Annotated in this window: 20 protein-coding genes, 2 tRNA genes, 1 rRNA gene, 2 pseudogenes and 1 riboswitch; of the genes and pseudogenes, 8 read left to right on the top strand and 17 right to left on the bottom strand. The window is 54.1% G+C overall.

Going from position 1 to position 26,020, the window contains the following annotated elements; all coding sequences use genetic code 11:
• Positions 1-4: 4 nt before the first annotated feature.
• The 5 genes and pseudogenes from NAL19_RS00955 to btuB all read right to left on the bottom strand — a co-directional run bounded on the left by NAL19_RS00955 (position 5) and on the right by btuB (position 4,868).
• A tRNA-Ala gene (locus NAL19_RS00955) sits at positions 5-80 on the bottom strand.
• A gap of 42 nt (positions 81-122) precedes the next feature.
• Positions 123-199: transfer RNA gene (locus NAL19_RS00950), tRNA-Ile, on the bottom strand.
• A 73-nt stretch (positions 200-272) separates the two neighbouring features.
• Positions 273-1,814: ribosomal RNA gene (locus NAL19_RS00945) — 16S ribosomal RNA — on the bottom strand.
• A 379-nt stretch (positions 1,815-2,193) separates the two neighbouring features.
• Positions 2,194-3,051 carry a glutamate racemase gene (gene murI, locus NAL19_RS00940; RefSeq protein ID WP_225086516.1) on the bottom strand — a complete coding sequence of 286 codons (858 nt, stop codon included), beginning with the start codon at positions 3,049-3,051 and terminating at the stop codon, positions 2,194-2,196.
• A pseudogene (gene btuB / locus NAL19_RS00935) lies at positions 2,996-4,868 on the bottom strand (TonB-dependent vitamin B12 receptor BtuB). The gene murI and the pseudogene btuB overlap by 56 nt, the downstream one beginning before the upstream one ends.
• A gap of 65 nt (positions 4,869-4,933) precedes the next feature.
• Positions 4,934-5,350, bottom strand: a riboswitch (cobalamin riboswitch).
• Between the two features lie 131 nt (positions 5,351-5,481).
• Here btuB and trmA point away from each other — a divergent pair.
• The gene (trmA, locus tag NAL19_RS00930) at positions 5,482-6,585 is read left to right on the top strand and encodes a tRNA (uridine(54)-C5)-methyltransferase TrmA (protein WP_263058512.1); all 1,104 of its coding nucleotides are present in this window, start codon (positions 5,482-5,484) and stop codon (positions 6,583-6,585) included.
• A 41-nt stretch (positions 6,586-6,626) separates the two neighbouring features.
• Here the strand turns inward: trmA and NAL19_RS00925 are convergent, their stop codons facing one another.
• Both NAL19_RS00925 and fabR read right to left on the bottom strand, forming a co-directional pair.
• Positions 6,627-7,013 carry a YijD family membrane protein gene (locus NAL19_RS00925; RefSeq protein ID WP_225086513.1) on the bottom strand — a complete coding sequence of 129 codons (387 nt, stop codon included), beginning with the start codon at positions 7,011-7,013 and terminating at the stop codon, positions 6,627-6,629.
• Positions 7,014-7,048: 35 nt separating this feature from the next.
• On the bottom strand, positions 7,049-7,678 hold the full coding sequence (fabR, locus tag NAL19_RS00920) for an HTH-type transcriptional repressor FabR (protein ID WP_010308157.1): 630 nt from the start codon (positions 7,676-7,678) through the stop codon (positions 7,049-7,051).
• 212 nt (positions 7,679-7,890) lie between these two features.
• Here fabR and sthA point away from each other — a divergent pair, with 212 nt between their 5' ends.
• Positions 7,891-9,297: a Si-specific NAD(P)(+) transhydrogenase gene (sthA, locus tag NAL19_RS00915; protein ID WP_225086512.1), complete on the top strand. Its 1,407-nt coding sequence runs from the start codon at positions 7,891-7,893 to the stop codon at positions 9,295-9,297.
• On the opposite strand, the gene oxyR is transcribed toward sthA, so the two are convergent.
• The 10 genes and pseudogenes from oxyR to metB form a co-directional block, all read right to left on the bottom strand.
• A complete protein-coding gene (oxyR, locus tag NAL19_RS00910) occupies positions 9,289-10,197 on the bottom strand; it encodes a DNA-binding transcriptional regulator OxyR (RefSeq protein ID WP_263058511.1) in 909 nt (302 codons plus the stop codon). The two genes, sthA and oxyR, sit on opposite strands and share 9 nt — an antisense overlap.
• A gap of 477 nt (positions 10,198-10,674) precedes the next feature.
• Complete coding sequence (metF, locus tag NAL19_RS00905) at positions 10,675-11,571, bottom strand: methylenetetrahydrofolate reductase (protein ID WP_180743861.1); 897 nt, start codon at positions 11,569-11,571, stop codon at positions 10,675-10,677.
• A 504-nt stretch (positions 11,572-12,075) separates the two neighbouring features.
• Positions 12,076-12,837 carry a phosphodiesterase gene (locus NAL19_RS00900; RefSeq protein WP_263058510.1) on the bottom strand — a complete coding sequence of 254 codons (762 nt, stop codon included), beginning with the start codon at positions 12,835-12,837 and terminating at the stop codon, positions 12,076-12,078.
• 47 nt (positions 12,838-12,884) lie between these two features.
• Complete coding sequence (locus NAL19_RS00895; RefSeq protein ID WP_263058509.1) at positions 12,885-13,889, bottom strand: LacI family DNA-binding transcriptional regulator; 1,005 nt, start codon at positions 13,887-13,889, stop codon at positions 12,885-12,887.
• Complete coding sequence (locus tag NAL19_RS00890) at positions 13,886-14,692, bottom strand: ABC transporter permease (protein WP_263058508.1); 807 nt, start codon at positions 14,690-14,692, stop codon at positions 13,886-13,888. The genes NAL19_RS00895 and NAL19_RS00890 overlap by 4 nt, the downstream gene beginning before the upstream one ends.
• Positions 14,689-15,528 carry an ABC transporter permease gene (locus NAL19_RS00885; RefSeq protein WP_263058507.1) on the bottom strand — a complete coding sequence of 280 codons (840 nt, stop codon included), beginning with the start codon at positions 15,526-15,528 and terminating at the stop codon, positions 14,689-14,691. Before NAL19_RS00885 ends, NAL19_RS00890 begins: the two co-directional genes overlap by 4 nt.
• Positions 15,529-15,599: 71 nt before the next feature.
• A complete protein-coding gene (locus tag NAL19_RS00880) occupies positions 15,600-16,733 on the bottom strand; it encodes an extracellular solute-binding protein (protein WP_411561412.1) in 1,134 nt (377 codons plus the stop codon).
• Positions 16,734-16,755: 22 nt separating this feature from the next.
• Entirely contained in the window at positions 16,756-17,922 is a 1,167-nt protein-coding gene (locus tag NAL19_RS00875; protein WP_263058506.1) for an ABC transporter ATP-binding protein, read from the bottom strand.
• 219 nt (positions 17,923-18,141) lie between these two features.
• Complete coding sequence (locus NAL19_RS00870; RefSeq protein ID WP_263058505.1) at positions 18,142-20,577, bottom strand: bifunctional aspartate kinase/homoserine dehydrogenase II; 2,436 nt, start codon at positions 20,575-20,577, stop codon at positions 18,142-18,144.
• Between the two features lie 2 nt (positions 20,578-20,579).
• Positions 20,580-21,738 (bottom strand): annotated as a pseudogene (gene metB / locus NAL19_RS00865) (cystathionine gamma-synthase).
• A 187-nt stretch (positions 21,739-21,925) separates the two neighbouring features.
• Between metB and metJ the strand changes: the two are divergent.
• The 6 genes from metJ to NAL19_RS00835 all read left to right on the top strand — a co-directional run bounded on the left by metJ (position 21,926) and on the right by NAL19_RS00835 (position 25,954).
• Positions 21,926-22,243 carry a met regulon transcriptional regulator MetJ gene (gene metJ / locus NAL19_RS00860; protein WP_005973355.1) on the top strand — a complete coding sequence of 106 codons (318 nt, stop codon included), beginning with the start codon at positions 21,926-21,928 and terminating at the stop codon, positions 22,241-22,243.
• Between the two features lie 218 nt (positions 22,244-22,461).
• The gene (locus NAL19_RS00855; protein ID WP_263058504.1) at positions 22,462-23,259 is read left to right on the top strand and encodes an ABC transporter ATP-binding protein; all 798 of its coding nucleotides are present in this window, start codon (positions 22,462-22,464) and stop codon (positions 23,257-23,259) included.
• Positions 23,260-23,268: 9 nt separating this feature from the next.
• Positions 23,269-24,231: an ABC transporter substrate-binding protein gene (locus tag NAL19_RS00850; RefSeq protein ID WP_263059770.1), complete on the top strand. Its 963-nt coding sequence runs from the start codon at positions 23,269-23,271 to the stop codon at positions 24,229-24,231.
• Positions 24,228-25,238: a FecCD family ABC transporter permease gene (locus NAL19_RS00845; protein ID WP_263058503.1), complete on the top strand. Its 1,011-nt coding sequence runs from the start codon at positions 24,228-24,230 to the stop codon at positions 25,236-25,238. Before NAL19_RS00850 ends, NAL19_RS00845 begins: the two co-directional genes overlap by 4 nt.
• Before the next feature lie 98 nt (positions 25,239-25,336).
• Positions 25,337-25,516 carry a type II toxin-antitoxin system HicA family toxin gene (locus tag NAL19_RS00840; RefSeq protein ID WP_010281507.1) on the top strand — a complete coding sequence of 60 codons (180 nt, stop codon included), beginning with the start codon at positions 25,337-25,339 and terminating at the stop codon, positions 25,514-25,516.
• Between the two features lie 27 nt (positions 25,517-25,543).
• Positions 25,544-25,954: a type II toxin-antitoxin system HicB family antitoxin gene (locus tag NAL19_RS00835; protein ID WP_263058502.1), complete on the top strand. Its 411-nt coding sequence runs from the start codon at positions 25,544-25,546 to the stop codon at positions 25,952-25,954.
• Positions 25,955-26,020: the final 66 nt, after the last annotated feature.

Raw genomic sequence — 26,020 nt, 5'->3', positions numbered from 1 at the left:
TTAATGGTGGAGCTATGCGGGATCGAACCGCAGACCTCCTGCGTGCAAAGCAGGCGCTCTCCCAGCTGAGCTATAGCCCCATCGTTGCTTACAGATACCTTACATACCACTCACGGAAGAGTTGGTAGGCCTGAGTGGACTTGAACCACCGACCTCACCCTTATCAGGGGTGCGCTCTAACCACCTGAGCTACAAGCCTATTAAGGTATTTCTGCTCGTTATTTTCATCAGACAATCTGTGTGAGCACTTCACTTAACCCACATCTTCTTGGTAAGGAGGTGATCCAACCGCAGGTTCCCCTACGGTTACCTTGTTACGACTTCACCCCAGTCATGAATCACAAAGTGGTAAGCGCCCTCCCGAAGGTTAAGCTACCTACTTCTTTTGCAACCCACTCCCATGGTGTGACGGGCGGTGTGTACAAGGCCCGGGAACGTATTCACCGTAGCATTCTGATCTACGATTACTAGCGATTCCGACTTCATGGAGTCGAGTTGCAGACTCCAATCCGGACTACGACGTACTTTATGAGGTCCGCTTGCTCTCGCGAGGTCGCTTCTCTTTGTATACGCCATTGTAGCACGTGTGTAGCCCTACTCGTAAGGGCCATGATGACTTGACGTCATCCCCACCTTCCTCCAGTTTATCACTGGCAGTCTCCTTTGAGTTCCCGGCCTAACCGCTGGCAACAAAGGATAAGGGTTGCGCTCGTTGCGGGACTTAACCCAACATTTCACAACACGAGCTGACGACAGCCATGCAGCACCTGTCTCAGAGTTCCCGAAGGCACTAAGCTATCTCTAGCAAATTCTCTGGATGTCAAGAGTAGGTAAGGTTCTTCGCGTTGCATCGAATTAAACCACATGCTCCACCGCTTGTGCGGGCCCCCGTCAATTCATTTGAGTTTTAACCTTGCGGCCGTACTCCCCAGGCGGTCGATTTAACGCGTTAGCTCCGGAAGCCACGCCTCAAGGGCACAACCTCCAAATCGACATCGTTTACAGCGTGGACTACCAGGGTATCTAATCCTGTTTGCTCCCCACGCTTTCGCACCTGAGCGTCAGTCTTTGTCCAGGGGGCCGCCTTCGCCACCGGTATTCCTCCAGATCTCTACGCATTTCACCGCTACACCTGGAATTCTACCCCCCTCTACAAGACTCTAGCTTGCCAGTTTCAAATGCAGTTCCCAAGTTAAGCTCGGGGATTTCACATCTGACTTAACAAACCGCCTGCGTGCGCTTTACGCCCAGTCATTCCGATTAACGCTTGCACCCTCCGTATTACCGCGGCTGCTGGCACGGAGTTAGCCGGTGCTTCTTCTGCGGGTAACGTCAATCGGTGAGAGTATTAATCTCACCGCCTTCCTCCCCGCTGAAAGTGCTTTACAACCCGAAGGCCTTCTTCACACACGCGGCATGGCTGCATCAGGCTTGCGCCCATTGTGCAATATTCCCCACTGCTGCCTCCCGTAGGAGTCTGGACCGTGTCTCAGTTCCAGTGTGGCTGGTCATCCTCTCAGACCAGCTAGGGATCGTCGCCTAGGTGAGCCATTACCTCACCTACCAGCTAATCCCATCTGGGCACATCTGATGGCGCGAGGCCCGAAAGTCCCCCGCTTTAGTCCGAAGACGTTATGCGGTATTAGCTACCGTTTCCAGTAGTTATCCCCCTCCATCAGGCAGTTTCCCAGACATTACTCACCCGTCCGCCGCTCGTCACCCAAGGAGCAAGCTCCTCTGTGCTACCGCCCGACTTGCATGTGTTAGGCCTGCCGCCAGCGTTCAATCTGAGCCATGATCAAACTCTTCAATTTAAGATTTGTTTGATTTGCTGAACTCGTCAGCGATGCTCAAAGAATTAAAACTGTTTATTCGTAATGAATTTACTGTTGTTCACTCTTCAAGACTTTTTGTATCGTCAAGATACGGTCTTGTGAGTGCCCACACAGATTGTCTGATTAAATTGTTAAAGAGCAGTGCCACAATCTCTCATGGCGTGGGTCGCATATACTATGCGAATCCGCTTTAAAGTCAAGTCATTGCTGACTGCTTTATGAAATCTTTTTTGCTGTTACCGCAACCGCGTGTCGCTGTTGCCGTGTCAGTGGAGGCGCATTATAGGGACTTCTCGCCGCCTGACAAGCGCTAAATGCAAAAAAATTATCGTTTGTCTACTATTTACCCATAAGGCTATCAAAGTGGCAGTTTTTCCAGCGAATCGAAGCCATAACGCTGCAATATTGGCCACAGCGTAGCGACTTTAGGTGTAATCGCCAGGCAATAAACCAGATTCTTATCTGTCGAAAGCGGTGGATTATCCAGATTGGCAATGAGCCACGCGGTTCTTCTGGCGATAGCAGCACCGGAATCGACAAGACGCGTGCCATCTGGCAATGCCGCTTTCAGCTCTTCTGCTAACAACGGAAAATGCGTACAACCTAGTACAACCGTATCTGGCGGCTCCGGTAAACGCAGCCAGGGACGCAGGATTTTTTGCAGTTCGGAAATGGAAATCGTCTCCCCCTGCAATTTCGCTTCTGCCAATTCAACCAGCTCTGACGACCCCAGCGACAAAATCTGGCAATCCGTCGCAAAACGGGCAATCAGTTCGTACGTATAGGGGCGCTGAACCGTTGCGCGCGTCGCCAGTAGGCCAACAACGCCGTTGCGCGTCAGCTTAGCTGCCGGCTTCACCGCAGGAACGACGCCCACGACAGGGAAAGCAAAACGCTCACGTAACGCTGGAAGGGAAATCGTACTCGCCGTATTACAGGCAATCACAACCAGTGCGAGCTGATGGCGTAGTTGAACTGCGTTAACAATCTCAACCACGCGCTCGATAATAAACTGCTGTGATTTCTCACCATAGGGAAACGCTTCGTTATCGAATGCGTATATATAGTGAAGATCCGGCAAGAGTTGCCGGATTTCATCATAAACAGACAGCCCGCCTACGCCGGAATCGAAGACCAGAACCGTAGGACGGGATGGCAGGTTAGAAGGTATAGCTTCCGGTGAGATAGTATTCTCGCCCTGCCGTGCGGTAGCCATATGCCGTCTCATAATCTTTATCAAACAGGTTGGCGATTCTACCACGAACTGTCAGATGAGAGGTGATCGGATATGAGGCAGCGAGATTCCAAAGGCTATAGCCACCTAGTTTGACGGGTTTAGGCTGGAAAGTGACAGGATCGAAATCCGAATCAGAGCGAGCACCTTGGTAAAGCCACGTTAGCGACATGTTCACATCGTTTAACATAGTTGAAAGCTCATACTTCGCTTTCTTATGGGCACGACGCGCTAAAGCTTTATCTGTCGTTTTATCTTTGGCATCCAAATATTCCAGAGTCACCTGATGCGACAACCACCATGTATCATAGGCCGCAGTAAACTCCGCACCGGTCATTACCGCTTTACCGATATTATCGTAGGTACTCTGGCCCAGAGGGAGTGAACGAAAGTTAATGAGGTTATCAACTTCATTACGGTAGCCGGACACCCGCCAGTTCACCGGGCCACTTAAGCCTTCCACGCCAAGTTCCCACTGCTTACTTTCTTCAGGCGATAAATTGGGATTTCCCTGCGAATATGCCGTGTCATATATCTTGTCAAACGTTGGCGCTTTAAACGCCGTACCGTAAGAACCTATAATTCGATAACCGTCAACAAACTCCCATGCAGCACCGGTTTGCCACGTGCCATGTCGGCCATATTGTTGATTATCATCACCACGAACAGCGCCCTCTAACGTAACAGAACCAAACTGCTGCTGAGTCGTTAAATAGATGCCTGTATTGTCACGGCTATGAGCCTGATTATAGGCGGCGCTGCCTCCTGGTTGCGCTCGTTCATTGCGCCAGTCAGTTCCGACACTTACGCTACCATTTCCTACATTGAAGACATTGCCCCATTGCAGATTACGTTGCTCAATTTGCGTAATCGTGCCGTTATATTTTCCGGTCACATCATTAAAATTGAGATCATCATAGGTTTGGTAACTAGCAATTAATTGGCTTGAATATATACCTTCGTTGAACTTCAGACCCGCGTCATAATTTCGAGTATTCAAATAACGCTTATCATTTCCTTGATAGGTACCAACAACATCATAATCCGTATTATTGTCATATCCATAGGCACGGAAAACCGGAAGTATTTTCAGAGAAACGCTGTTCCAGCGATCCCCAAAAAGATTTGCTGCGATAACCATCATTATCTCTGTCAGCTGGCCAAGGCGAGGAAGGATAGACATTATATCCATGGGTAGCTTCATAGCTTCCTGCAACACTGACAACGGTATTGTCACTCACATGACCACGTACTGAACCATCATAGTTTTGATAAGCATGAGAACCGTAACCAGCATTTAGCACGCCTCCATCCTGAGCACGTTCAGTAATAATATTGATGACGCCACTGATAGCATCAGAACCGTACACAGCAGAACGAGGACCACGAATATATTCAATACGCTGTACTAACGACATAGGTATCTGACTGAAGTCAACACTGCCAGAGACTCCTGCAGAGGCAAGACGAACGCCGTCAACCAGCACCAATACATGGTTAGAATTGCTGCCACGAATAAACATCGAACCAAGTTGTCCTCGGCCACCACTCTCAGCAATATCTACTCCCGGTAAACGACGCATCACATCATTGAGCGACTTGGCCTGCCAGCGGTCGATATCTTCTCTTGTCACTACGGTAGTGGGTGCCAACACCGAAGAAACCGGCTGTGCGAAACGATTTGCCGTTACGACCATGTCATCGGCATTTTTTTCCGATGGCGAATTTTGGTTTTCCTGCGCCCAGCCAGAAAATGCCGTGACAGAAAGCACTGTCAGCAGCGAAACTTTTTTAATCATTGTTAAAGCATCCGAGAAATAATAAGGATGCCGCAGGCTCTGTTAATAGCACGCGATATGCAGAGCCAATTGCGACGTATTCCGGCAGGTCTTCGGGCTTGGATGCCGTTGTTACCACAAACCGTCAACGGTAAGGGATACAACGAAAGCGATGACTTCCCATCTATACCCGTCATACTTCAAGTTGCATGTGCGTTGGCTGCGTTCACTCACCCGAATCACTTACTTGAGTAAGCTCATCGGGATGAAATGAGAGACATCCTGTCTCTCACCGAAGGCCAGCCGTTGGCTGGTCAAATTCGTTCCCGACGAATTTGTCCCTCTCTTGCCGCCTGCCTGAAACTCGAATTATTTAGGGTACATAACAGTGTCTGCATAATAATGCTATCGCCGGGGCTTTCTTTACCGCTGCGCGTCAGCTCCAGATTTACACTGGATTCCCTTTTGACTTGTGTTACAAGACCGGATGCTCATCCTACAATCGCGAATTGTGGAAGTCTAGACTTCTATATCACTACAGGATAATCACGTAACAAAACTGGACATCCTGGCCGAATTCCCTACAATTCCCGGCCAATAACACCCTTTTAGACGCTGTTCAGACGAGAAAACCATGACGCCAGAGATCCTGCCCATCGAACAATACGACGACCAGCTTGTAGAGAAAACCGAGCGTCTGCGTGGGCTGATGGCACCGTTCAATGCACCGGAACCTGCCGTCTTTCGTTCTCCCGTCAGCCACTATCGGATGCGCGCCGAGTTCCGTATCTGGCACGAGGGTGATGAGCTTTACCACATCATGTTTGACCAGCAAACCAAACAGCGCATTCGGGTCGATCGCTTTCCGGCAGCCAGCGAGTTGATCAACCGCCTGATGCCGGCGCTGCTTGCTGCAATCCAGCCCGATTCCGTTCTACGCCGCAAACTGTTCCAGATAGACTATCTGTCTACCCTGAGCGGCGAAGTGATCGTTTCGCTGCTGTATCACCGCACTCTGGACGAGGAGTGGCAGGCTCATGCCCGCGCGCTGCGCGATAGCCTGACGGCGCAGGGGTTCCGTCTACAGTTGATTGGTCGTGCGACAAAAACCAAAATCTGCCTCGACCGCGATTATGTTGATGAATGTCTGCCGGTTGCGGGTCGGGATATGATTTACCGCCAGGTAGAAAACAGCTTCACGCAGCCGAATGCGGCAATCAATATTCAGATGCTGGAGTGGGCGCTGGACGCGACGGCAGGGTCGACAGGGGATTTGCTGGAGCTGTATTGCGGTAACGGCAATTTTTCACTCGCGCTGGCAAGAAATTTCGAACGCGTACTGGCCACCGAGATCGCCAAGCCATCCGTTGCGGCAGCACAATATAATATCGCCGCGAACCAGATAGAGAACGTGCAGATTATCCGTATGGCGGCAGAAGAATTCACGCAAGCTATGCAGGGGGTACGTCAGTTTAACCGCTTGCAGGGCATCGATCTGACGAGCTACCAGTGCGAGACCATTTTTGTTGACCCGCCGCGCAGCGGACTGGATGACGAAACGGTGAAACTGGTTCAGGCGTATCCACGTATTCTTTATATTTCCTGCAACCCGGAAACGCTGAGCCATAACCTGCAAACGCTCTCAGAAACCCACGACATTCGCCGTCTGGCACTGTTCGATCAATTCCCTTACACCCACCATATGGAGTGTGGCGTGCTGTTAGAAAAGCGTCAGTAACCGCACATCAACTGGCGGGTCACCCCGCCAGAGCACACCTGTTACAGCGTATCACTCTCTTCTGCTGAAACTGACTCCGTGGCTTTTTTGCGGCGCAGTTTCAGGCCAATCCAGAAAACCAATGCCACGCACAGGATCGAGGGAATAAAGTTCGAGCCAATAGCGGGATATTCCACACGCACGATGGCACTGTAGATCAATAATCCCAGCAGAAAACTGGCTGCTGCCAGCATCGGAATGCCTTCCGGCATACTGTGATGCAAATAACGTTGATGCAGGCAGTAAATGGACAATACCAGCGCAATCAGGGGAAAAATCGAGAACGGAACAATACTGCTAAACAAGGCGGCGAATGCGCCATTGACGGATAAGCCCGCAATCAACGCCAGCACCAGCGTACCTTTTTCTTGGTGAGGTTTTTCTGTCATGGTTTCTCCCTTTTCATGTTGTTGGTATAGAGGATTTATGGCACGGTAAAACTACTATCGTGTTCTTTTCTGTACCAGTAATACGCCCCTTTGGCGATCATCCGCAGTTGCAGTACCAGTCGTTCTTCCAGCTGTTTACGCTGTTCCAAAGAAACATCCAACGCCTCTGCTCCCGCGCTGAACACAATGGTCACCATCGCTTCTGACTGCGCTTCCGCAAAGCTGCGGGGAATATGGTTTTCCACCTCAAGATAATCCGCCAGTTCCGCGATGAAATGCTGAATTTCGCGCGCGACTGCCGCACGAAAGGCCGCCGACGTCCCTGAACGTTCACGCAGCAACAGCCGGAACGCATTAGGATTATTGCCGATAAATTCCATGAAGGTGGAAACCGACGTCCTGATTACGCTACCGGTCTTGGCAATACGCTGCCGAGCCTGTCGCATTAACTGACGCAGCATCAGCCCGCTTTCGTCAACCATTGTCAGCCCCAGTTCATCCACGTCACGAAAATGACGATAGAAAGATGTCGGCGCGATACCCGCTTCACGGGCAACCTCACGCAGACTCAGGCTGGCAAAACTACGCTCAGCGCTTAACTGGCTAAATGCAGCTTCAATAAGGGAACGACGAGTCCGTTCTTTTTGTTGTGCTCTGACACCCATTATGCTGCCCAAATGATCTACTCCCCTTTCCAAAGGGGCACTATAGCAAACTTTATTGTCCGCAGAATGAGACAAAGTTTGCCATATTAAGAATGTGAGAATCTGTTTCCATAGTAAAGGCAGGGATGATTGGGTTCTGCCGCAGTCGATGTTACAATCGCACGATGTTAAGGCCACGTTATTATTTTGTATAAAAACAGGTTTAACCTACCATGACTCTACAACATCAATACGATTATGATGCCATTGTGATTGGCTCCGGTCCCGGCGGTGAAGGTGCAGCAATGGGATTAGCCAAGCACGGCGCCAAAATTGCGGTGATTGAACGTCACTACAATGTCGGCGGCGGCTGTACCCACTGGGGTACGATTCCTTCCAAAGCCCTCCGCCACGCCGTCAGCCGCATTATCGAGTTCAATCAAAATCCCCTCTACAGTGACAACTCCCGCATTATCCGCTCCTCATTTTCCGATATTCTACGCCATGCCGACAGCGTCATCGGTCAGCAAACCCGTATGCGACAAGGGTTTTATGAGCGTAACCAGTGCGAGTTGTTCTCCGGCGAGGCCAGCTTCATCGACGCCCATACGATTGCCGTTCACTACCCAGACAACACCCATGAAACGCTGACCGCCGCCAATATCATTATCGCGACAGGCTCACGTCCGTACCATCCGGCAGAAGTCGACTTCAACCACCCGCGTATTTACGACAGCGACTCTATTCTGCAACTCGACCATGAGCCCCAGCACGTCATCATCTATGGCGCGGGCGTGATTGGCTGCGAATATGCCTCTATCTTTCGCGGCCTGAGCGTTAAGGTCGATTTAATCAATACCCGCGACAGGCTGCTGGCGTTTCTCGATCAGGAAATGTCGGATGCGCTGTCCTATCACTTCTGGAATAACGGCGTGGTTATCCGCCACAACGAAGAGTTCGAAAGTATTGAAGGGCTGTCCGACGGCGTCATCGTCAATCTGAAATCAGGCAAAAAGATGAAGGCAGACTGCCTGCTCTATGCCAACGGACGCACGGGGAATACGGAAACGCTGGGGCTGGAGAATATTGGCCTGAGCACCGACAGCCGCGGCCAGCTCAAGGTCAACAGCATGTACCAGACGGCGCTGGCGCATATTTATGCGATTGGTGATGTCATCGGCTATCCTAGCCTGGCATCAGCGGCGTACGATCAGGGCCGGCTCGCCGCGCAGGCGATTATCAAAGGCGATGCCAGCGCGCATCTCATCGAAGATATTCCAACCGGCATTTATACCATCCCAGAAATCAGCTCCGTGGGGAAAACCGAACAAGAGCTTACCGCGATGAAAGTGCCTTATGAAGTCGGGCGCGCGCAGTTCAAACATCTGGCACGGGCGCAGATTGTCGGGATGAACGTGGGGAGTTTGAAGATTCTGTTTCACCGCGAAACGAAACAGATTTTGGGTATTCACTGCTTTGGTGAGCGCGCCGCTGAGATTATCCACATCGGGCAGGCCATCATGGAACAAAAAGGTGAAGGTAATACTATCGAATACTTCGTTAATACCACCTTCAACTATCCAACCATGGCAGAAGCTTACCGTGTGGCGGCGCTGAACGGATTGAACCGCTTATTTTGACAGGTTTTCCATATAGCCCTGCATATGCTCGCGGATGGTATCAGCAAGTTGCTCATAGCGTCCGCGCAGCGGTGAACCGGGGCGATACACCAGCGCGATAGTGCGCTTGGGCTCCGGTTTATAGCACGGTAAATAGCAGACGCCATCGCGTTCGCGTTCGCGCGGGACCGACAACGACGGCAGCAGTGTAATACCGCTTCCCGCTGCAACCATATTACGCAACGTCTCCAGGCTGGTTGCCCGGAAATGCGTATCTTCATCCGCCCCCGCCTGAAAACAGAAGCCCATGGCCTGGTCGCGCAGGCAGTGGCCATCTTCCAGCATCAGCAGCTTTTCACCCGCCAGATCGGACATCGCCACGCGTTCGCGGTTCGCCCAAGGGTGATCCTGATAAATGGCCAGCTTCATCGGCTCGTCAAACAGAGGAACTTCGATAAAGGCTTCAGATTCTTTCACCATCGCCAGAATGGCACAGTCCAGTTTGCCGCTGTCCAATTGCGCGAGCAGTTGATGGGTTTGCGCTTCGTGCAGATACATTTCGAGTTTGGGGAAGGTGCGATGCAGCATCGGAATAATTTGCGGCAGCAGATAAGGCCCCACCGTGGGGATCAGGCCGATATGCAGAGGCCCGGACATGTTTTCCCCCTGCTGGCTCGCCATCTCTTTTAGTACCTTGACCTCGCGTAATACCGTTCGTGCCTGCTCGACCAGCAGCAGCCCCGCTTGGGTAAACAAGACTTTACGACTGGTTCGCTCCAGTAGCATCACGCCGAGTTCATCTTCCAGTTTACGAATCTGTCCACTGAGTGTTGGCTGACTCACATGGCAGGAATCTGCCGCACGCCGAAAGTGCCGATGTTCTGCCAGCGCGACAAGATACTCTAAATCCCGAATATTCATTATTATTCTCCTTATTATGATAGCTAACAGCGATAGATAGGATATCAATGAACGACAATTTCTATCAACATCCAAAATGAATAATATATCCCACCGAAGCGTGTCGGCTTATTCCAGCCACCTGTAACGCTATACCGAGCAGGCTAATATATTCAAGTGATTTGACGATGACAGCATTTTGTGTCTCTCAGTCAGGCAAGCATGATGAATGCGAGGAAATTTGATGCGTAGTCTGAGAATGTATCATGTGAATCAGTGGAAAGCGGATAGGGATTGGAGGCTTGTAAAGCGGCGGTCAGTAAGGTGATAGGAAAGCGATTCAGTCTCCAACGGCTAAGCTAAAATCGCTGGATAGGAATCTCATCCCTGAAAGTCCCTCTTTTCATGGCCGCGGTAAGTGACGTTGAAAGGTATTCCGATACCGTCATTCTCCATCACCGCTGCGGCCTCGTTCTTCCTGAAATGTTGCGCGTCGCCTCAGCGTGCCACATCAGGGCGGACGCCCAGTGTATGGCAAATCGCGTAGCTCAGCTCAGCACGGTTCAGCGTATAGAAATGGAAATCTTTTACGCCTTCGCGGCTGAGAATTTTCACCATGTCCATCGCGATAGACGCCCCCACCATTTTGCGGGTTTCGGGATCGTTATCCAGGCCGTCAAACATGGCCGTCATCCAGTTTGGCACGCGGACGTTGGTCATCGTGGCAAACTTCTGCAATTGCTTGAAATTCGACACGGGCAGGATGCCTGGCACAATTTCTACATCAATACCCGTCGCTACACAGCGGTCACGGAATCGCAGGTAGCTTTCTACGTCGAAAAAGAACTGTGTGATCGCGCGATTCGCGCCGGCATCAATCTTGTGTTTCAGGTTAATCAGGTCAGCCTGTGCGCTTTTCGCTTCAGGGTGCACTTCAGGATAGGCGGCAACGGAAATATCGAAATCGCCAACCTCTTTCAGCAGGGAAACCAGATCCGCCGCATACATGTCCGGTTTACCACCTTCTGGCGGCAAATCGCCACGCAGCGCGACAATATGGCGGATACCGCTCTGCCAGTAATCCTGAGCAATTTCACGCAGCTGTTCACGCGACGCATCAATACAAGTCAGGTGAGGCGCCGCTTCCAGACCGGTACGTTCTTTGATCGTTTTGATAATGCTATGAGTACGGTCACGCTCGCCGGAATTCGCCCCGTAGGTCACGGAAACAAACTTGGGCTTCAGGCTGCTCAGTCGATCGATAGAGCTCCACAGAGTTTCTTCCATATCGCTGGTACGCGGCGGGAAAAACTCGAACGACACATTAATCCGTCCCTGTAATTCCGCCAGACTTTGATTCAGCGCTTCCCGCTGGTTTGCGTGAAAAAAGCTCATACCTGCTACCCCGTTGACCGTGATTGTTATTATCATTCGCCAAACGTCTATACGTTTAGACGTCTATATAGAAAATGACGTAATCTACTTAAAGAGTCAACGCTTTTCAGCACGCAAGCCGTGATGATTGCTCACGATAAATGAAAAAAGTTCATGATGGATCAGGCGTGGTGACTTTTATACGCAAACCCCAGAGATGTCGTGGGTTTTGCCGTTATCCGGCGTAAAAAATTATGCTGAGGAGATAGCAGGCTTAGGATGAGCCGCAGGGACGCGGCTCAAGCTTGCGCCACGTAGGGAACGTGTCGCAAGCGGTCCGTTAAGCCTAATACCGACGAAGGCACCGCGTTAGCGGCATAATTTGCGCCGGAAAGCCAGGGGTCACGGGGCGAGCGGCGCTGAGCCGCCCCGTATCGGGCGTGTGCTACGAGGTAGCATGAAAATGGCGGGATTGTGACGCACGAAACCATCTCTCAGGCTACATGAGCGAAAGAGGATACACCCTCAGCCACAGGGGAAATCATGAAAATGTACAGTATGACCTTCTTCTGTCGTCAGAAAAATGGCGTACTGCGGGGCTTCCAGACTGGTTTCAAATCCGGGCGCGAAACGCAGGGCGGACTGATGGTTGGTGCCGCGTACCGTGCTGAACGATATGCCTCGCCAGCCGCCGCTGGCAGGCCGATGGACGTGCCCTGCGGAAATATGCCGCACATTGCCGAAACGATGGCACACCTGATACAGCGCGTCTGCCGCCTCGGAAGCCAATCGAACGCTATCCAGTGCCGGAAGCCCGATCGACATTGGAGGATGGTGCAGGAACAGGAACACATTCTTGCTTTCCGCAGCCTGAAGCTGTCGCTCAAGCCACGACAGCCGCGCAGAACACAGCGTTCCGGCTACCTCGCCGGCCTGCAACGAGTCCAGCAGAATGACGCAATCATCCCCCACAGACGTCGAGTTCTGCACAAACCCATTTTCATCCGCCAGCGTCGGGAACTGAGCCAAAAACACCTCTCGGTCGTCGTGATTCCCCATCGTCACACGCCAGGGAAGCTGCAATTCAGCCAACGCCGTAGCCAGAAACGTATAGGATGCCACACTGCCGTCATCGGACAGATCGCCTGAGATAACCACCAAATCGGCATCGCGGTGGTGTGCGTTGATATCGGCAATCGCCGCCTTCAACTGCTGCTCGGGATCGCGACCATGCAAATTGCCGCCTTGCGCGGTCAGATGGAGGTCGGAGAGCTGAATCAGTTTCATATTATCCTCGGTTCTCACTATCTACGGGCTCTCGCCCGTCACTACCGTTACGCCGACTGGCGGCGGATTAGCGGGGCAGCCACTTTCGCTCTACACGCGGGTTCTTGTACCTGAGACTGGCGTCGATCGAGCAACGCCAACGCCTGCGCTGCCATCGTTGCGGGATCCTGACGAAATGTCGTCAACGCATAGGCATCCCACCCCGCGGCCGGAATATCATCAAACCCGATGACCATAAGATCCTGCGGAACGGCAAGCCCACACTGCTTTGCGCGATCGAGCACGCCGAACGCGACTAAATCGTTAACACAGAACACCGCATCTGGTCTGACGCTTTCCGGGAGCGAAAACAGCTTCTGCCCCACTGCCAGTCCATCGTCATAATCTGTATCAGTACCGCGCACTACGGCCACGGGCAGCCCTAACGCGCGTGCCTCCTCACAAAACGCCTGCTCGCGTTCAATAATATTGGGCGTTGCCGACGCCGCTCCGGCCAAAGCCAGACGTGTCCTGCCCGATGAGGCAAACAGCCGCGCTGCCATACGCGCGGCGGTGTCATTATCGATGTGTACGCTGTCACACGCCGGTTCGTGCCGCCCAATAACAATCAGCGGCTGGCCATTTAGCTGCGCCAGTTCGACAAATTCTTTTGGCGGCGAGCCGGAAAGCACAATCGTCGCTTCCGCACGATGCCCAAATAGAATGGAGCGCGCGGCCGCCATCGCTTCCCGCACATGGCTGGTATTGATGAGAACGGGAATTGAGCCGCGTTGAATTAACGCCTGCGACAGTTCCGCAACCAGATTGGCACGAAACCCAACCTCGGGGTGTGTCACCACCAGCCCAACCAGACGGCTGCTGTTCGTCAGCAGGCCACGCGCCAGATCGTTAACCTGATAACCCAGTTCCTGCGCCGCCGTCATGACTTTGGCATAGGTAGCTGCCGACACACTGGCGCCGGGGGTAAAGCTACGGGATACCGCCGAGCGCGATACGCCAGCCCGGCGCGCCACATCCTGTGCGCTGACGTATCCCTGTTTACCTACCGTCATTTCCCTATCCTTGCCATTACGTCGGCTTTCAAAAAACGTTCCACCACCAGCATGAACAGCACGGAAGGGAGCAGCAGCACCAGCGCAGTAATAGAAGCGATCTGGTAGTTGCCACCCGCCCCGGCGGTATAGAGCAGTAACGGCATCATCTGCACATCCGGCGCCCCCACGAAATAGCTGCCGGTAAATTCATCCAGCGACTCAAGGAAAACAAAGATGGCAGACGCCATCAGCCCCGGCATAGCCAGCGGCAGGGTGATATCGACAAAGGCACGCCACGGCCCGGCACCAATCGAGCGTGCCGCCTGTTCCATTTCACGTCCCACCGCCGAGAACGCCGCCGAGGCAATCCAGACGGCAAACACCAACCCGTGAACCGTGTGGACCAGCACCACACCCAGCAGCGTGCCGTTCAGCCCCCACTGATAGAACAGGCGAGCGATATTGACGTACACCGTCAAATTCGGAAACGCCTGTGGAATCAGGAATATCAGCAGTATCAATCCACGAGCAGGCAGCGGCAGACGCGCCAGTGCATACCCAGCCGGAATTGCCAGCGACAGCGAGGCCAGCACCGTAAACACCGCCACCAGCACGCTATTCCCTAGCGCTTCCCAAGCCACCCCGCGCGGTGAAAACACCCGTTTCCAGAAGGCGAAGCCCCAGTCATTAGGCAGCAGATGAGGGTAGAACCATTTTTCCGCCACCGACCACAGCAAGAGGTTAGCCAATGGCCCAAAGATCAAGAAGATCAGCGTCCCCAGAATCAGCATTCTCGGGATCCACCACAGTACGTTCTTCATGCTTTATCCCTCATGTTCAAGCGGAGATAAATCACGGCAAACAGACCGGTCATCAGCAGGGAAATAACCCCCAACGCATTCGCCACGCCATAATCTCCGTAGGCGTTAATGCGGAAGGCAATGTTGGCGGTTAACATCGTCGGCGACTGGGCATTAATCATCATCGGTACAGACAGTACCGACATCATGGTGACAAAAGAGAGAATGAGTCCGGTGAGCAGCGTTTGCCCAACCTGAGGCACCACAATTTCACACAGGATACGCAAGCGCGACGCGCCTAAGTTCCGGGCGGACTCTATCATTGTGCGATCCAGCGACGCCATCGCACCAGCGATCAGCAGCGCCACAAACGGCGTCTGTTTCCAGACAAAGGCGAACACAATGCCACGCCAGTCCAGCCAGTTGCTGGGACTGGCCATATCGACAATGCCGAGCGTATCCAGTGCGCCATTCAGCCAGCCGTTCTTAGCCAGAAACGTGCGTAAAATTTGCCCGGTCACGATAAACGGAATAAACAGGGGCCAGCGATAGACACAGCGCAGCAACGCCACCATACGCGGGCTTTCCCCTAGCGTCAGGTAACCGCCGATCATGACCGATAGCAGGCCAATCAGCAGCGTTGAGAGGCTCACTATCAGTAAGGTAAACAGGATATCGGGCAGATACAGCGTCAATGCCGTGACAAAATTATCAATGCCCACGCCATTCTGACTGACAAAAGCGCCCCCAACCGACAGCCCCAGCGGCGTGATAAAACAGACAGCCACCACCGCCAGCGCGGGTAGCACAAGCGCGATACCCGCCAGTCGGGAGGAAAATTGGGATACGTGCAACATGAATGTCTCCGCGCTCTGGCTTCATCCCGCCAGAGCGCATGTGATGCTAAGGGGTATCTAAGCCAGCGGCACTATTTCGCCATCGCCTGCTCATAGGCGTTCAGAATCGCGGTGTGATAAGGCGCGATAGGGAACGTTTTTCCTTTGCTCGCCAGCTCATCCGGCGTCACATCCGTGAACAGACGTTGCCATACGGCGGGCTTCAGCTCAGCCTGAACGTACTTGGCATCGATCCCCGGATACCAGTTAAAGCGTTCCACAATCCCTTCGGCCTGCACTTTGGCGCTGGTTGCCAGTTCGACAAACTGTTTAGCCAGCTCGCGATTCGGTGCCTGCGCGGGGATGACATAGTGCATCGGCTGCCCCGGCATACCGGGCGCAGGCAACAGCAATTTGAAATTGTCCGGCAGTTGTCCGCTCGCTTTCCAGGAGTAGAACATGTCGACCCACACCGGCCCCATCGCGATTTCGCCACGGCTCAACATATCGAGCGTGCCAGCGTTGCCCGGCGTCAGCGTCACGTTCTTGTTAAAAGCTTTCAGGCGTTCAAACGCTGGCTGCCATTTCTTCGCTTCCGTCTCATCAAACGGTCCGTTCATCAGCTTCTGGGCATCGCCGCCGTAAGCGTAAATCCAGCCCATCACGAAGCTCACACCCGACGCACCGCCTTTAATCCCGTTATAGCCGAACATTTTCGGATTCGCGGCAGCCCACTGTTGAATTTCGTCATAGCTTTTAGGCGGATTCGCTACCATGCCAGGGTTATAGGCCAGCGCCGTCTGGCTACTGAACATCGGCATGACATAGCCTTTTACGTCCGTCCCCATGGCTTTATCCGCCGCGGCCATGCTCACCAGCTTGCCGCTGGCGATATCATCGCGATATTTCAGCAGGTCGCCCTTTTGCACCATTGGACCGACAAATTTCTCATGCACGACCGCCACATCGGTGTCCCAGACTTTGGCACCCGCGGCCTGCTGTGCATTGAAACGCTCAAGAATCTTCTGCGACCCCGCATCACCCGGTCCGGTGCCGACGGCGCGTACTTTTACGCCGGGATGCTGTTTCTCAAACAGCGGCCCCAGATACTCATTAACATAGTCGACCATGTTCTGGTCACCCGCCGTCAACACCGTTAATTCCTGAGCCTGTACAGCAGCCAGTGGCGTACTCATCATCAGCGTTGCAGCAAAAATGCGTTTCATATCATTTGTCTCCAATTCAGGATCAGGCCGTCAGGCCGGGAAGCGAGGAATAACGTGAAGGGGTATCCGGTACCGCTGGCGAAGACATCGCCTGTTCTGCCAGCGGGAAAAGAAACAGCGCCTCGGCAGGGATCTGCACCGCAACCCGCTGCCCAATGGCATACGGATGCGCAGCGTGAACCTGTATCCGCCAAGAGCCGCTGGAAATCGTATGCAACCAGTATCCACCGGGGTAACTTTGTGCCTGCACCGTACCGTAACGCATCAACATACCGGGCTGGATGAGCGGAACCTCTGCCGCATCGTAAAGACAAGCCGCTTCCGCACGAAAGCGCGCTTCTATCGAGCCGGGCTGTAGCGACGTATGCGCTGGCACCAGCGAGTGACTTTCGGCATCCCCAGGGATCATTAGCGTCTCACCGTCATAGCGCGCTTCCAGCACCAGCCGGTTTTCTGCGCCCATAAACGCCGCGACAAACGCGCTGGCCGGATGGTGGTACACCTCTTGCGGGCTACCCGCCTGCATGATGCGACCCTGATTCAAAATCACGATGCGATCCGCCATCACCATCGCTTCTTCGCGATCGTGCGTCACGTGGATCGCCGTCAATCCCAGCCGCTGTTGCAGCGCACGGATCTCATCGCGCAGCTGTAGGCGAATGCGGGCATCCAGATTGGAGAGCGGTTCGTCCAGCAGCAAAATATCGGGTCTCACCGCCAGTGCACGGCCCAAGGCTACGCGCTGACGCTGCCCACCGGACAGCTCCGCAGGCTTACGGGCGCTCAGCCCCGTCAACCCGAGCATGGTTTCCAGTTCCGCCACGCGACTGGCAATCTCCGCACGCGGCACGCGGCGCAAACGCAGCCCGTAAGCAATATGTTGTGCCACCGTCATATGCGGCCACAGTGCGTAACTCTGAAACACCAGCGCCATTCCGCGTTTCTCCGGTGGCGCTTGCGTCATATCTTGCCCGTTAACGCGAATTGCCCCTGAACGCGGCGATGAAAACCCCGCGACCGTACGCAGTAACGTCGTCTTGCCACATCCTGATGAACCGAGCAACGCCACGAATTCGCCCTGCGCGATCTCCAGATGGATATCGTTCAATACGGCGGTCGTGCCGTACCCAGCGTGTAGGTGGTCGATAACAATGTGCGGGGCTGCCGCAGGGGAAGTATTTTTTTGCACAGCTGTGCATTCCGCGATAATCAAACAATGCGCCGATTGTGCGGTGAGATCGTGTCAGTGGCGTGTTGTCACCGTGACATTTCAATGACACGAATTACGGTGAAAATAGCAGCGAAAACGTTTTAGCGAGAAGGGAAACGAGGGAATGGGTCTCTTGAGTATTGGCCATCTCCTAATGCACGGAGACGGCCAACAATAATGTCGCGACTACAGCAGGTTCTACAACAACTGCGCCAGACGGTTTAGGTCAGATTGAAGCGCACCCGCCGTGACATCGCGCCCCGCGCCCGGCCCACGGATAACAAGCGGGTTATCCCGATACCAGCGGCTTTCAATCGCAAACACGTTATCACCCGGCAGCAGCGAGGCCAGCGGATGATCGGGGCGAACCGCTTCAACGCCCACACGCGCTTTACCATTGCTGTCAAAGCGTGCGACGTGACGCAGAACTAAGCCCATTTCCTGTGCCGCTTCCAGACGTTGCAGCATCTGCTCGTTCAGCGAATCGCCATTCTCGAAGAAGTAATCGACTGATCCCTGTTCACAGCCCGGCGGCACCAGCGACTCAACCCGAACCTGGCTAGGTTCGATGTCATAACCGGCCTCACGCGCCAGAATCACCAGCTTGCGCATAACGTCCTGACCAGAGAGGTCAACGCGCGGATCCGGCTCAGTCAGCCCCTGCTGGCAAGCCTGATCGACCAGATCGGTGAACGGTACGGTGCCATCGAACTGCAAGAACAACCAGGAGAGGGTGCCGGAGAAAATCCCGCTAATCGCCAGAATACTGTCGCCGCTTTCCCGCAGATCGCGCACCGCAAAGTTGACCGGCAACCCTGCGCCGACGGTCGCGTTATACAACCAGTGGCGATCCGTTTTCGCGAACGCATCGCGGATCTGGCGATAGTTATTGCCACCGGATGCACCGGCTAACTTGTTGGCGCTAATGACATGGAAACCATAGCTGGCGAAATCCAGATACAGATCGGCGACGGAATCACTGGCAGTGACATCCAGCACCACCAAATCATCGAAGGGGTGCGCACGCATCCACAGGAACAGATCTTCACCATCCCGCTCCTGCGCTTCACTTTCAAAGAAGGCCAACGCCCGGCTGGCATCCAACCCATCATAGTTCAGCAGGCTGCGCGTACTATCTACCACGCCAGCCAGAACAAACTCAAAGCCGGTACGTGCAGACAGATTGCTCTGCTCACGCGCAAACAGTTCCAGCCAGCGTGAACCAATATTTCCTTTGCCGAACAGCACCAGACCGATGCGCTTCTCTGCACGGAATAGTGAATGGTGCAGCCCGCGAATCAGGTGCTCTGTCGGGCCGACACGCAGCACCGCCACCAGACTGATGCCATCATCGGCCTGGCGGACAAATTCAATCGGCTGGTCTTTCAACTGCTGATAGAAACGGTGGCTGTGCAGTGGATTTTTACCCACGCCCGCACCGACCATCGCGACCATCGCCAGTCCGTCACGCTGGTTGAGTTCAACCGGCAGCGCGGCCTGCGCCAGCAGTTGCAGCGCGCTATCCACCACTTCGGAGGTGTAGCACAGTTGCAACAGGTTACGATCCTGATGAACGCCGATTGCCAGCGGTTTCAGCTGCGCACGGTTCAGAAGCTGTTCGACTTCTTTTTGCAGTAGCGCGAAATCATGTTCTGAAGGAACCTGAACTTCAATCAGGCACACGTCATCGTGGCTGGTGACAATTTTGGCGCCCGTGCCCGAGGCCAGCACGCGTTCAATGCGCGTCGACCCCTGTTCAGGCTGATAGCTGCAACGCAATTGCAGGTCGATATCGCTACCGGAAACGGGCTGCAAGGTACGGGTATGCAGTACCGGCGCCGCCAGACGCGCCAGCTCACTGGCTTCATCTAACCGCAGCAGCGGCAACAGGCAGGCATCTTTCACTTTGCGCGGATCGGCGCTATAAACCCCGGCAACGTCGCTCCAGATGGTCACGCGTTCCACCCCAGCCAGCGCACCAATTTGCGTGGCTGAGTAGTCACTTCCGTTGCGCCCCAGCAGTACCGTTTCACCCGCGTCATTGCGGCAGATAAAACCGGTGACCACCAAACGCTGCCCCGCATGCTGCGTCAGATATTGCTGCAACAGCGGCCAGGAACGGCCTTCATCAACCTGCGGCTGTGCGGCACGTTCCGCGCAGAGAAAATCGCGCGCATCCAGCCAGGCCGCATTCATATCCAGCTGATTCAACACCGCGGACATCAGGCGGGCCGACCAGATTTCACCGTGCCCGACAACTTCGGCGTAAACGGCCTCGGTAATTTTGCCATCCAGCAGCGTAGCCAAACGCTCCAGATCGCGAATAAACTGGGCGGTCAGCGATTCTGCCGCTTGCGCAGGCAGAAGGCCGGCGATCAGCTCACTTTGATAACGGCGTAACGCCTGCTGCACCTGATGCGCCGACAGGCGATCGCTCTGACTGAGTTTCAACCAGCTAATCAGCTGGTTTGTGGTACTGCCTGCGGCAGATACCACCATTAAATCACCGGGGTGGCTATACTCCGCCATAATACCGGCAACGCGCAGGTAACACTTCACATCGGCCAGACTGCTACCGCCAAACTTATGCAGTTGTCGGCCCGTTACCGATGGCGCTACTCCTAATGCACTCATTCTTACCTCTTGGCTGCGGCTTGAAACGCACGATCCAGATCGGCAACCAGATCATCGCCGTCTTCAATGCCGGTGGAAATACGCAGTAATGTTTCAGAGATACCCGCTGCGGCACGCGCTTCTGGCGCCATACCGGCGTGCGTCATCGTTGCCGCATGAGAGATGAGACTCTCAACCCCGCCCAGCGATTCCGCCAGCGTGAACAGCTCCAGCGACGCCAGAAAACGCCGCAGCGTGTCTTCATCCCCATCCAGCTCAAAACTTAGCATAGCGCCAAAACCGGATTGTTGACGGCGGGCAATATCATGGCCGGGATTGTTTGGCAGTGAAGGATGGTACAGCGCCTTCACCAATGGCTGCGTCTGTAAAAACTCAACGATTTGTTGCGCGTTACGCTGCGCGGCGGCCATACGCGGTGCCAACGTACGCAGGCCGCGTAGCAACAGATAACTGTCAAATGCCGCACCCGTGACACCGATATTGTTCGCCCACCAGGCCAGTTCAGTAATGGTATCGGCATCTCTGGCAATCACGGCACCCGCGACGACATCAGAGTGGCCGTTCAGATATTTGGTACAGGAATGCACAACCAGATCGGCACCCAGCTCTAGCGGCTTTTGCAGCGCCGGGCTCAGGAAGGTGTTATCCACCACGCTGACCGCCCCCGCTTCCCGCGCGGCCTGACAAATTGCGGCAATATCCACGACACGCAGCAGAGGGTTACTCGGGCTTTCCACCAGCACCAGCTTCGGCTTTTCTGCCAGCGCCGCGTTGAGCGCATCGGCATCACTTTGATCGACAAATTTGACGCGAAACGCGCCGCGCTTGCTCAGGCTATCAAACAGACGATAGCTGCCGCCGTAGCAATCATGCGGCGCCACCAGCAGATCGCCGGGACGCAGGAACACCGTGCAAACCAGCATAATCGCCGACATTCCGCTGCTCGTCATTACCGCACCCGCGCCGCCTTCCAGTTCGGCAAGCGCACGCTGTACAACATCACGCGTGGGGTTGCCGCGCCGCGAATAGTCGTGTGCGCGTGGCTGGTTGAACCCGGTAAAATTATACGTGCTGGAAAGGTGAATGGGGAACGACGCAGCCATACTGTTCATCATCATTTAACCCACTGCGGACTGCGATCGTTGCCTGTTTACGCGTCATCGGCTCATTTCCTGGCTGGAGGCTGAAAAGATAGGAACTTAAGAGTAAACGCAGTTTCAATGGACGTCAATACATCTAGACATCTAAACCTCTTTGCGTATAGATTGAGCACAGGCAGAATAACCGTTAGAATCGTGGCATTTCATGACAGATGCTGTCTTCATTAGATTAATTTTTAAGGTATCCCATGGCTGAGTGGAACGGCGAGTATGTCAGCCCTTACGCTGAACACGGTAAAAAAAGCGAGCAAGTCAAGAAGATAACAGTATCTATCCCTCTGAAAGTATTAAAGATACTGACTGACGAACGCACGCGTCGTCAGGTGAACAACCTGCGCCATGCCACCAACAGCGAACTGCTGTGCGAGGCGTTCCTGCACGCGTTCACGGGTCAACCGTTACCGAATGACGAAGACCTGCGCAAAGAACGCAGCGATGAAATTCCTGAAGCCGCGAAAATCATCATGCGTGAAATGGGTATCGACCCGGATACGTGGGAATACTGATCGCGTTTGCGCTATCGATTTTCTCGCTAACCCCGCCTTCCCCGGCGGGGTTTTGCTATGCAGATAATGCCCACTCAATTCACCGCTCTCGTTAACGTCCGCCGTTCTCTTCTTACGACCGTTTCTTCTTCCACTCACGTTGTGAATCGGGATTGCATTTAATTTATTATGTTATAACATATCATTTTCATGGCATATAACGGTGATATATCCACATCATGATAGAGCCTCTCTCCGCCAGCCGCGTGCTGCTACAACTGCACGATGTTTCCGTCGCCGACGCGAATCGTGCACCGAGACTCAGTGATATTTCGCTGTCCATGCAGGCGGGTGAACGTTTAGCGCTGATTGGGCCCAACGGCAGCGGCAAATCCACGCTGCTACGCGTGTTAACCAGCGAACTCGGCACAACGACGGGATACATCCATCTGAATGGTCAGCCGCTGAATACGCTCAGCCGCCATGAGCGAGCAAAGCGCATCGCGATTCTGGCCCAGAACGATACGCCGGATCTGCGTCTACGAGTCGCGGAATACGTTGCTTTGGGGCGAATTCCACACCACGGATTCAGCACGCCTGCGTACGATCGCCAGCTCATCGAAGAGGCGCTGGACGATACCGGCTTATTACCGCTGCGACACCGTCTGCTGGGGACACTCTCCGGCGGGGAACGTCAGCGCGCCGCGCTGGCACGTGCTTTTGCGCAAACGCCACAACTTCTGCTGCTGGATGAACCGACGAACCATCTCGATCCGTTAGCGCGTGCGCAGTTGCTGTCTCTGGTACGGAAACGCGGTATTTCAACGCTGGCGGTGCTGCACGATCTGCCACTGATCACCCCCTTTGCCGACCGCGTCGCCGTTTTGCAGCAGGGAACGCTACTCCGCTGGGGAACGCCCGCACACGCGCTGAGCGCCGACTGTGTGAAATCCGTATTTGGGATGGAAAGCTTTACGGTGCCGCACCCGATAAACGGTTCGCCCATTCGCATCTTTGAAGCCCCTGAACTGCACTAAGGAATCATGATGAAAATAACGCTTCTGTCTGGAGTGCTGGCATTGACGTCGTGCTGGGCGCACGCCTCTGGCTTTCCGGTCACAGTCGACAGCTGTGGGCAACCATTAACGTTCACCCAGCCGCCGCAGCGCGCCGTGATTCATGACCTGAATATGACGGAGATGGCATTTGCGCTTGGGTTGCAAAAAAGTATCGTCGGCGTGACCGGGATCACTGGCTGGTATAAAGCGCCTCCAGACTTTATCAAACAGCAGGGCACGATCCCCGAACTGGCAGCAAAATACCCGACGTTGGAAAACCTGTTGGCCGTACACCCGGATTTCTTCTTTGCCGGGTGGAACTACGGCATGAAAGTCGGTGGCGACGTCACGCCGCAAGCGCTGAAAAAATACGGCATTCAAACGCTGGTACTCAGCGAAAGCTGCGTGTTTACCGAACAACAGCTGCTGCGCCCGCGAGCCAGCATGGAGCTGCTTTACGGCGACATGCTGAAACTGGGGAAAATTTTCGGTAAGCAGGAACAGGCTCAGGAACAGATTGATGGCTGGAAACAGCAGATTTCCGAACTGCAAACCCGTATTGGCGATCGGCCAAAGCAGACGGTTTTCCTGTATGACTCTGGCGACGATAAACCTTTTACCAGCGGGAAATTCGCCATGCCAACCGCCATCATTGAGGCCGCAGGCGGCAGAAACGTAATGGACGATATGGCAACGAGCTGGGCCTCGACATCGTGGGAAAACGTAGCGGCACGCGAGCCTGATTTCATTATTTTGCTGGATTACCAGACGGGCAACGGCGCGGATGCGTTAAGACGTTTTCTGGAATCACACCCGCTGATGAAATTTACCCCCGCCGTACAGCAGCATCGCTATCTAAAGCTGCAATATGCGGAGCTCACGCCGGGGCCGGCGAATATCGCGGCCGTCGATAAACTGGCGCACGCACTCTACCCGGATGCCTTTCAGTGAGTCCAACGTCTTCACGTTATGCCGCAACCTTCGTTATTGCGCTGCTAATACTGGTCGGGCTGATGCTGTTAAATATTGCGACAGGCAGCACGACAATTCCCCTCACGCAGGTCGCCAGCGTCTTAGGGCTATCATCGGCGGATGTCTCGCCGATGACGTCACGTATCATTCTGGAACTGCGCATTCCCCGCAGCCTGCTGGCGGCACTGTGCGGCGCGGGATTGGCAATGGTCGGTGCCTTTTTGCAAACGGCAACCCGTAACGATCTGGCCGACCCTTTTCTGTTTGGCCTGTCTGCCGGAGCCTCGGCAGGAGCGGTCGCTGTCATCACCCGTTTTGGCGAGCAACTCGGTGACTGGGCGCTGCCGATGGCGGCCTTCTGTGGCGGTATCTTATCGGCCGTTGCTGTGACGGTGCTATTCCTGCTGCAACAGGCGCGAGGCGCAGAACGCCTGATCATTTGCGGATTGGCGATCTCTTTTCTGTTCGGCGCACTGACGAACTACCTGGTGTTTTCCGGCGATCAGCGAGCTGCCAGCTCGATTCTTTTCTGGTCGCTGGGCGGGCTAGGCCTTGCCCGTTGGGACACGCTACCTTTTGCAGTATTCAGCGTTCTGCTGCTATTCGGCCTCACTGCCCTACGCTGGCGTGCGCTCGATGCGCTGCTGGCTGGCGGACAAACCGCAGCCTCAATGGGCGTTAACCTGTCTCGCGTACGGGTGGAAATTTTTATCTGCTGCGCGTTCGCCACCTCGCTGCTAGTCGCGCTGACCGGCATGATCGGTTTTATCGGCCTGATGATTCCCCATCTGGCCCGGCCGCTGAGCGGCGTGCTACACAAGCGGCTTCTGCCGATGACCGCCGTATTGGGCGCGATACTGCTATGCGGTGGCGATTGGCTCAGCCGGCAGCTACTGGCACCACAGGAATTGCCCATTGGGATTATTACGGCGGGGTTAGGCGGCGTCTTCGTTCTGGGGATGCTGGTAAAACGTCAGCAGGGATGAAAAATGCAGGTTTGAAATAACTCCAATAACCCCCAAATATTGCCAGATGGAGTTATTGGGGTTATCATTATCGTAGTAAAGGGCAACGGGGTGCAGGGATGGATAGCAGGACGTTAATAGCAGAAATCAAGGCCGATGGGTGGGAACTGATAAGAGTGAACGGCAGCCACCACCATTTTATGCACCCTAGCAAACCGGGGTTAGTCACAATCCCCCACCCTAAGAAAGATTTACCGATAGGCACGGTAAAAAGCATCAGGAAACAAGCAGGAATATGATCATCGCTGACTCGAAGAGGCTTAACTATGTTTTATCCGATTGCAATTGAAGCAGGCGACGATACCCACGCATACGGTGTAACCGTGCCAGATCTACCGGGCTGTTTTTCTGCGGGCGATACGCTAGACGATGCCATCACGAATGCGAAAGAGGCAATTACCGGACATATCGAACTGCTGATAGAGATGGGTCAGGATATTCCCACCGTGTCGTCAGTAGGCCAGTTGGCAAAAAGCGCAGAATACGCTGGGTACACGTGGGCGGTTGTTGATATCGATGTGACGCGTTTAATGGGTGGTTCAGAAAAAATTAACGTCACGCTGCCTAAATCGCTGATTGACCGAATTGATCGTTGCGTGGCGAGTAATCCTGAATTTAAAAGCCGCTCAGGGTTTCTCGCGCAGGCGGCATTAGAGCAAATCTCGTCTTCCCGATGAACAATTTCTCGATGAACAACGCTGAACCACCAGAAACAACAAAGGCACCTGTCGGTGCCTTTGTCA

The sequence above is a fragment of the Pectobacterium sp. F1-1 genome, from assembly GCF_025643735.1.
GTDB lineage: Bacteria > Pseudomonadota > Gammaproteobacteria > Enterobacterales > Enterobacteriaceae > Pectobacterium > Pectobacterium colocasium.
Note: the sequence above shows the minus strand (reverse complement) of the source record. Positions and strands in the feature narration are given on the sequence as shown.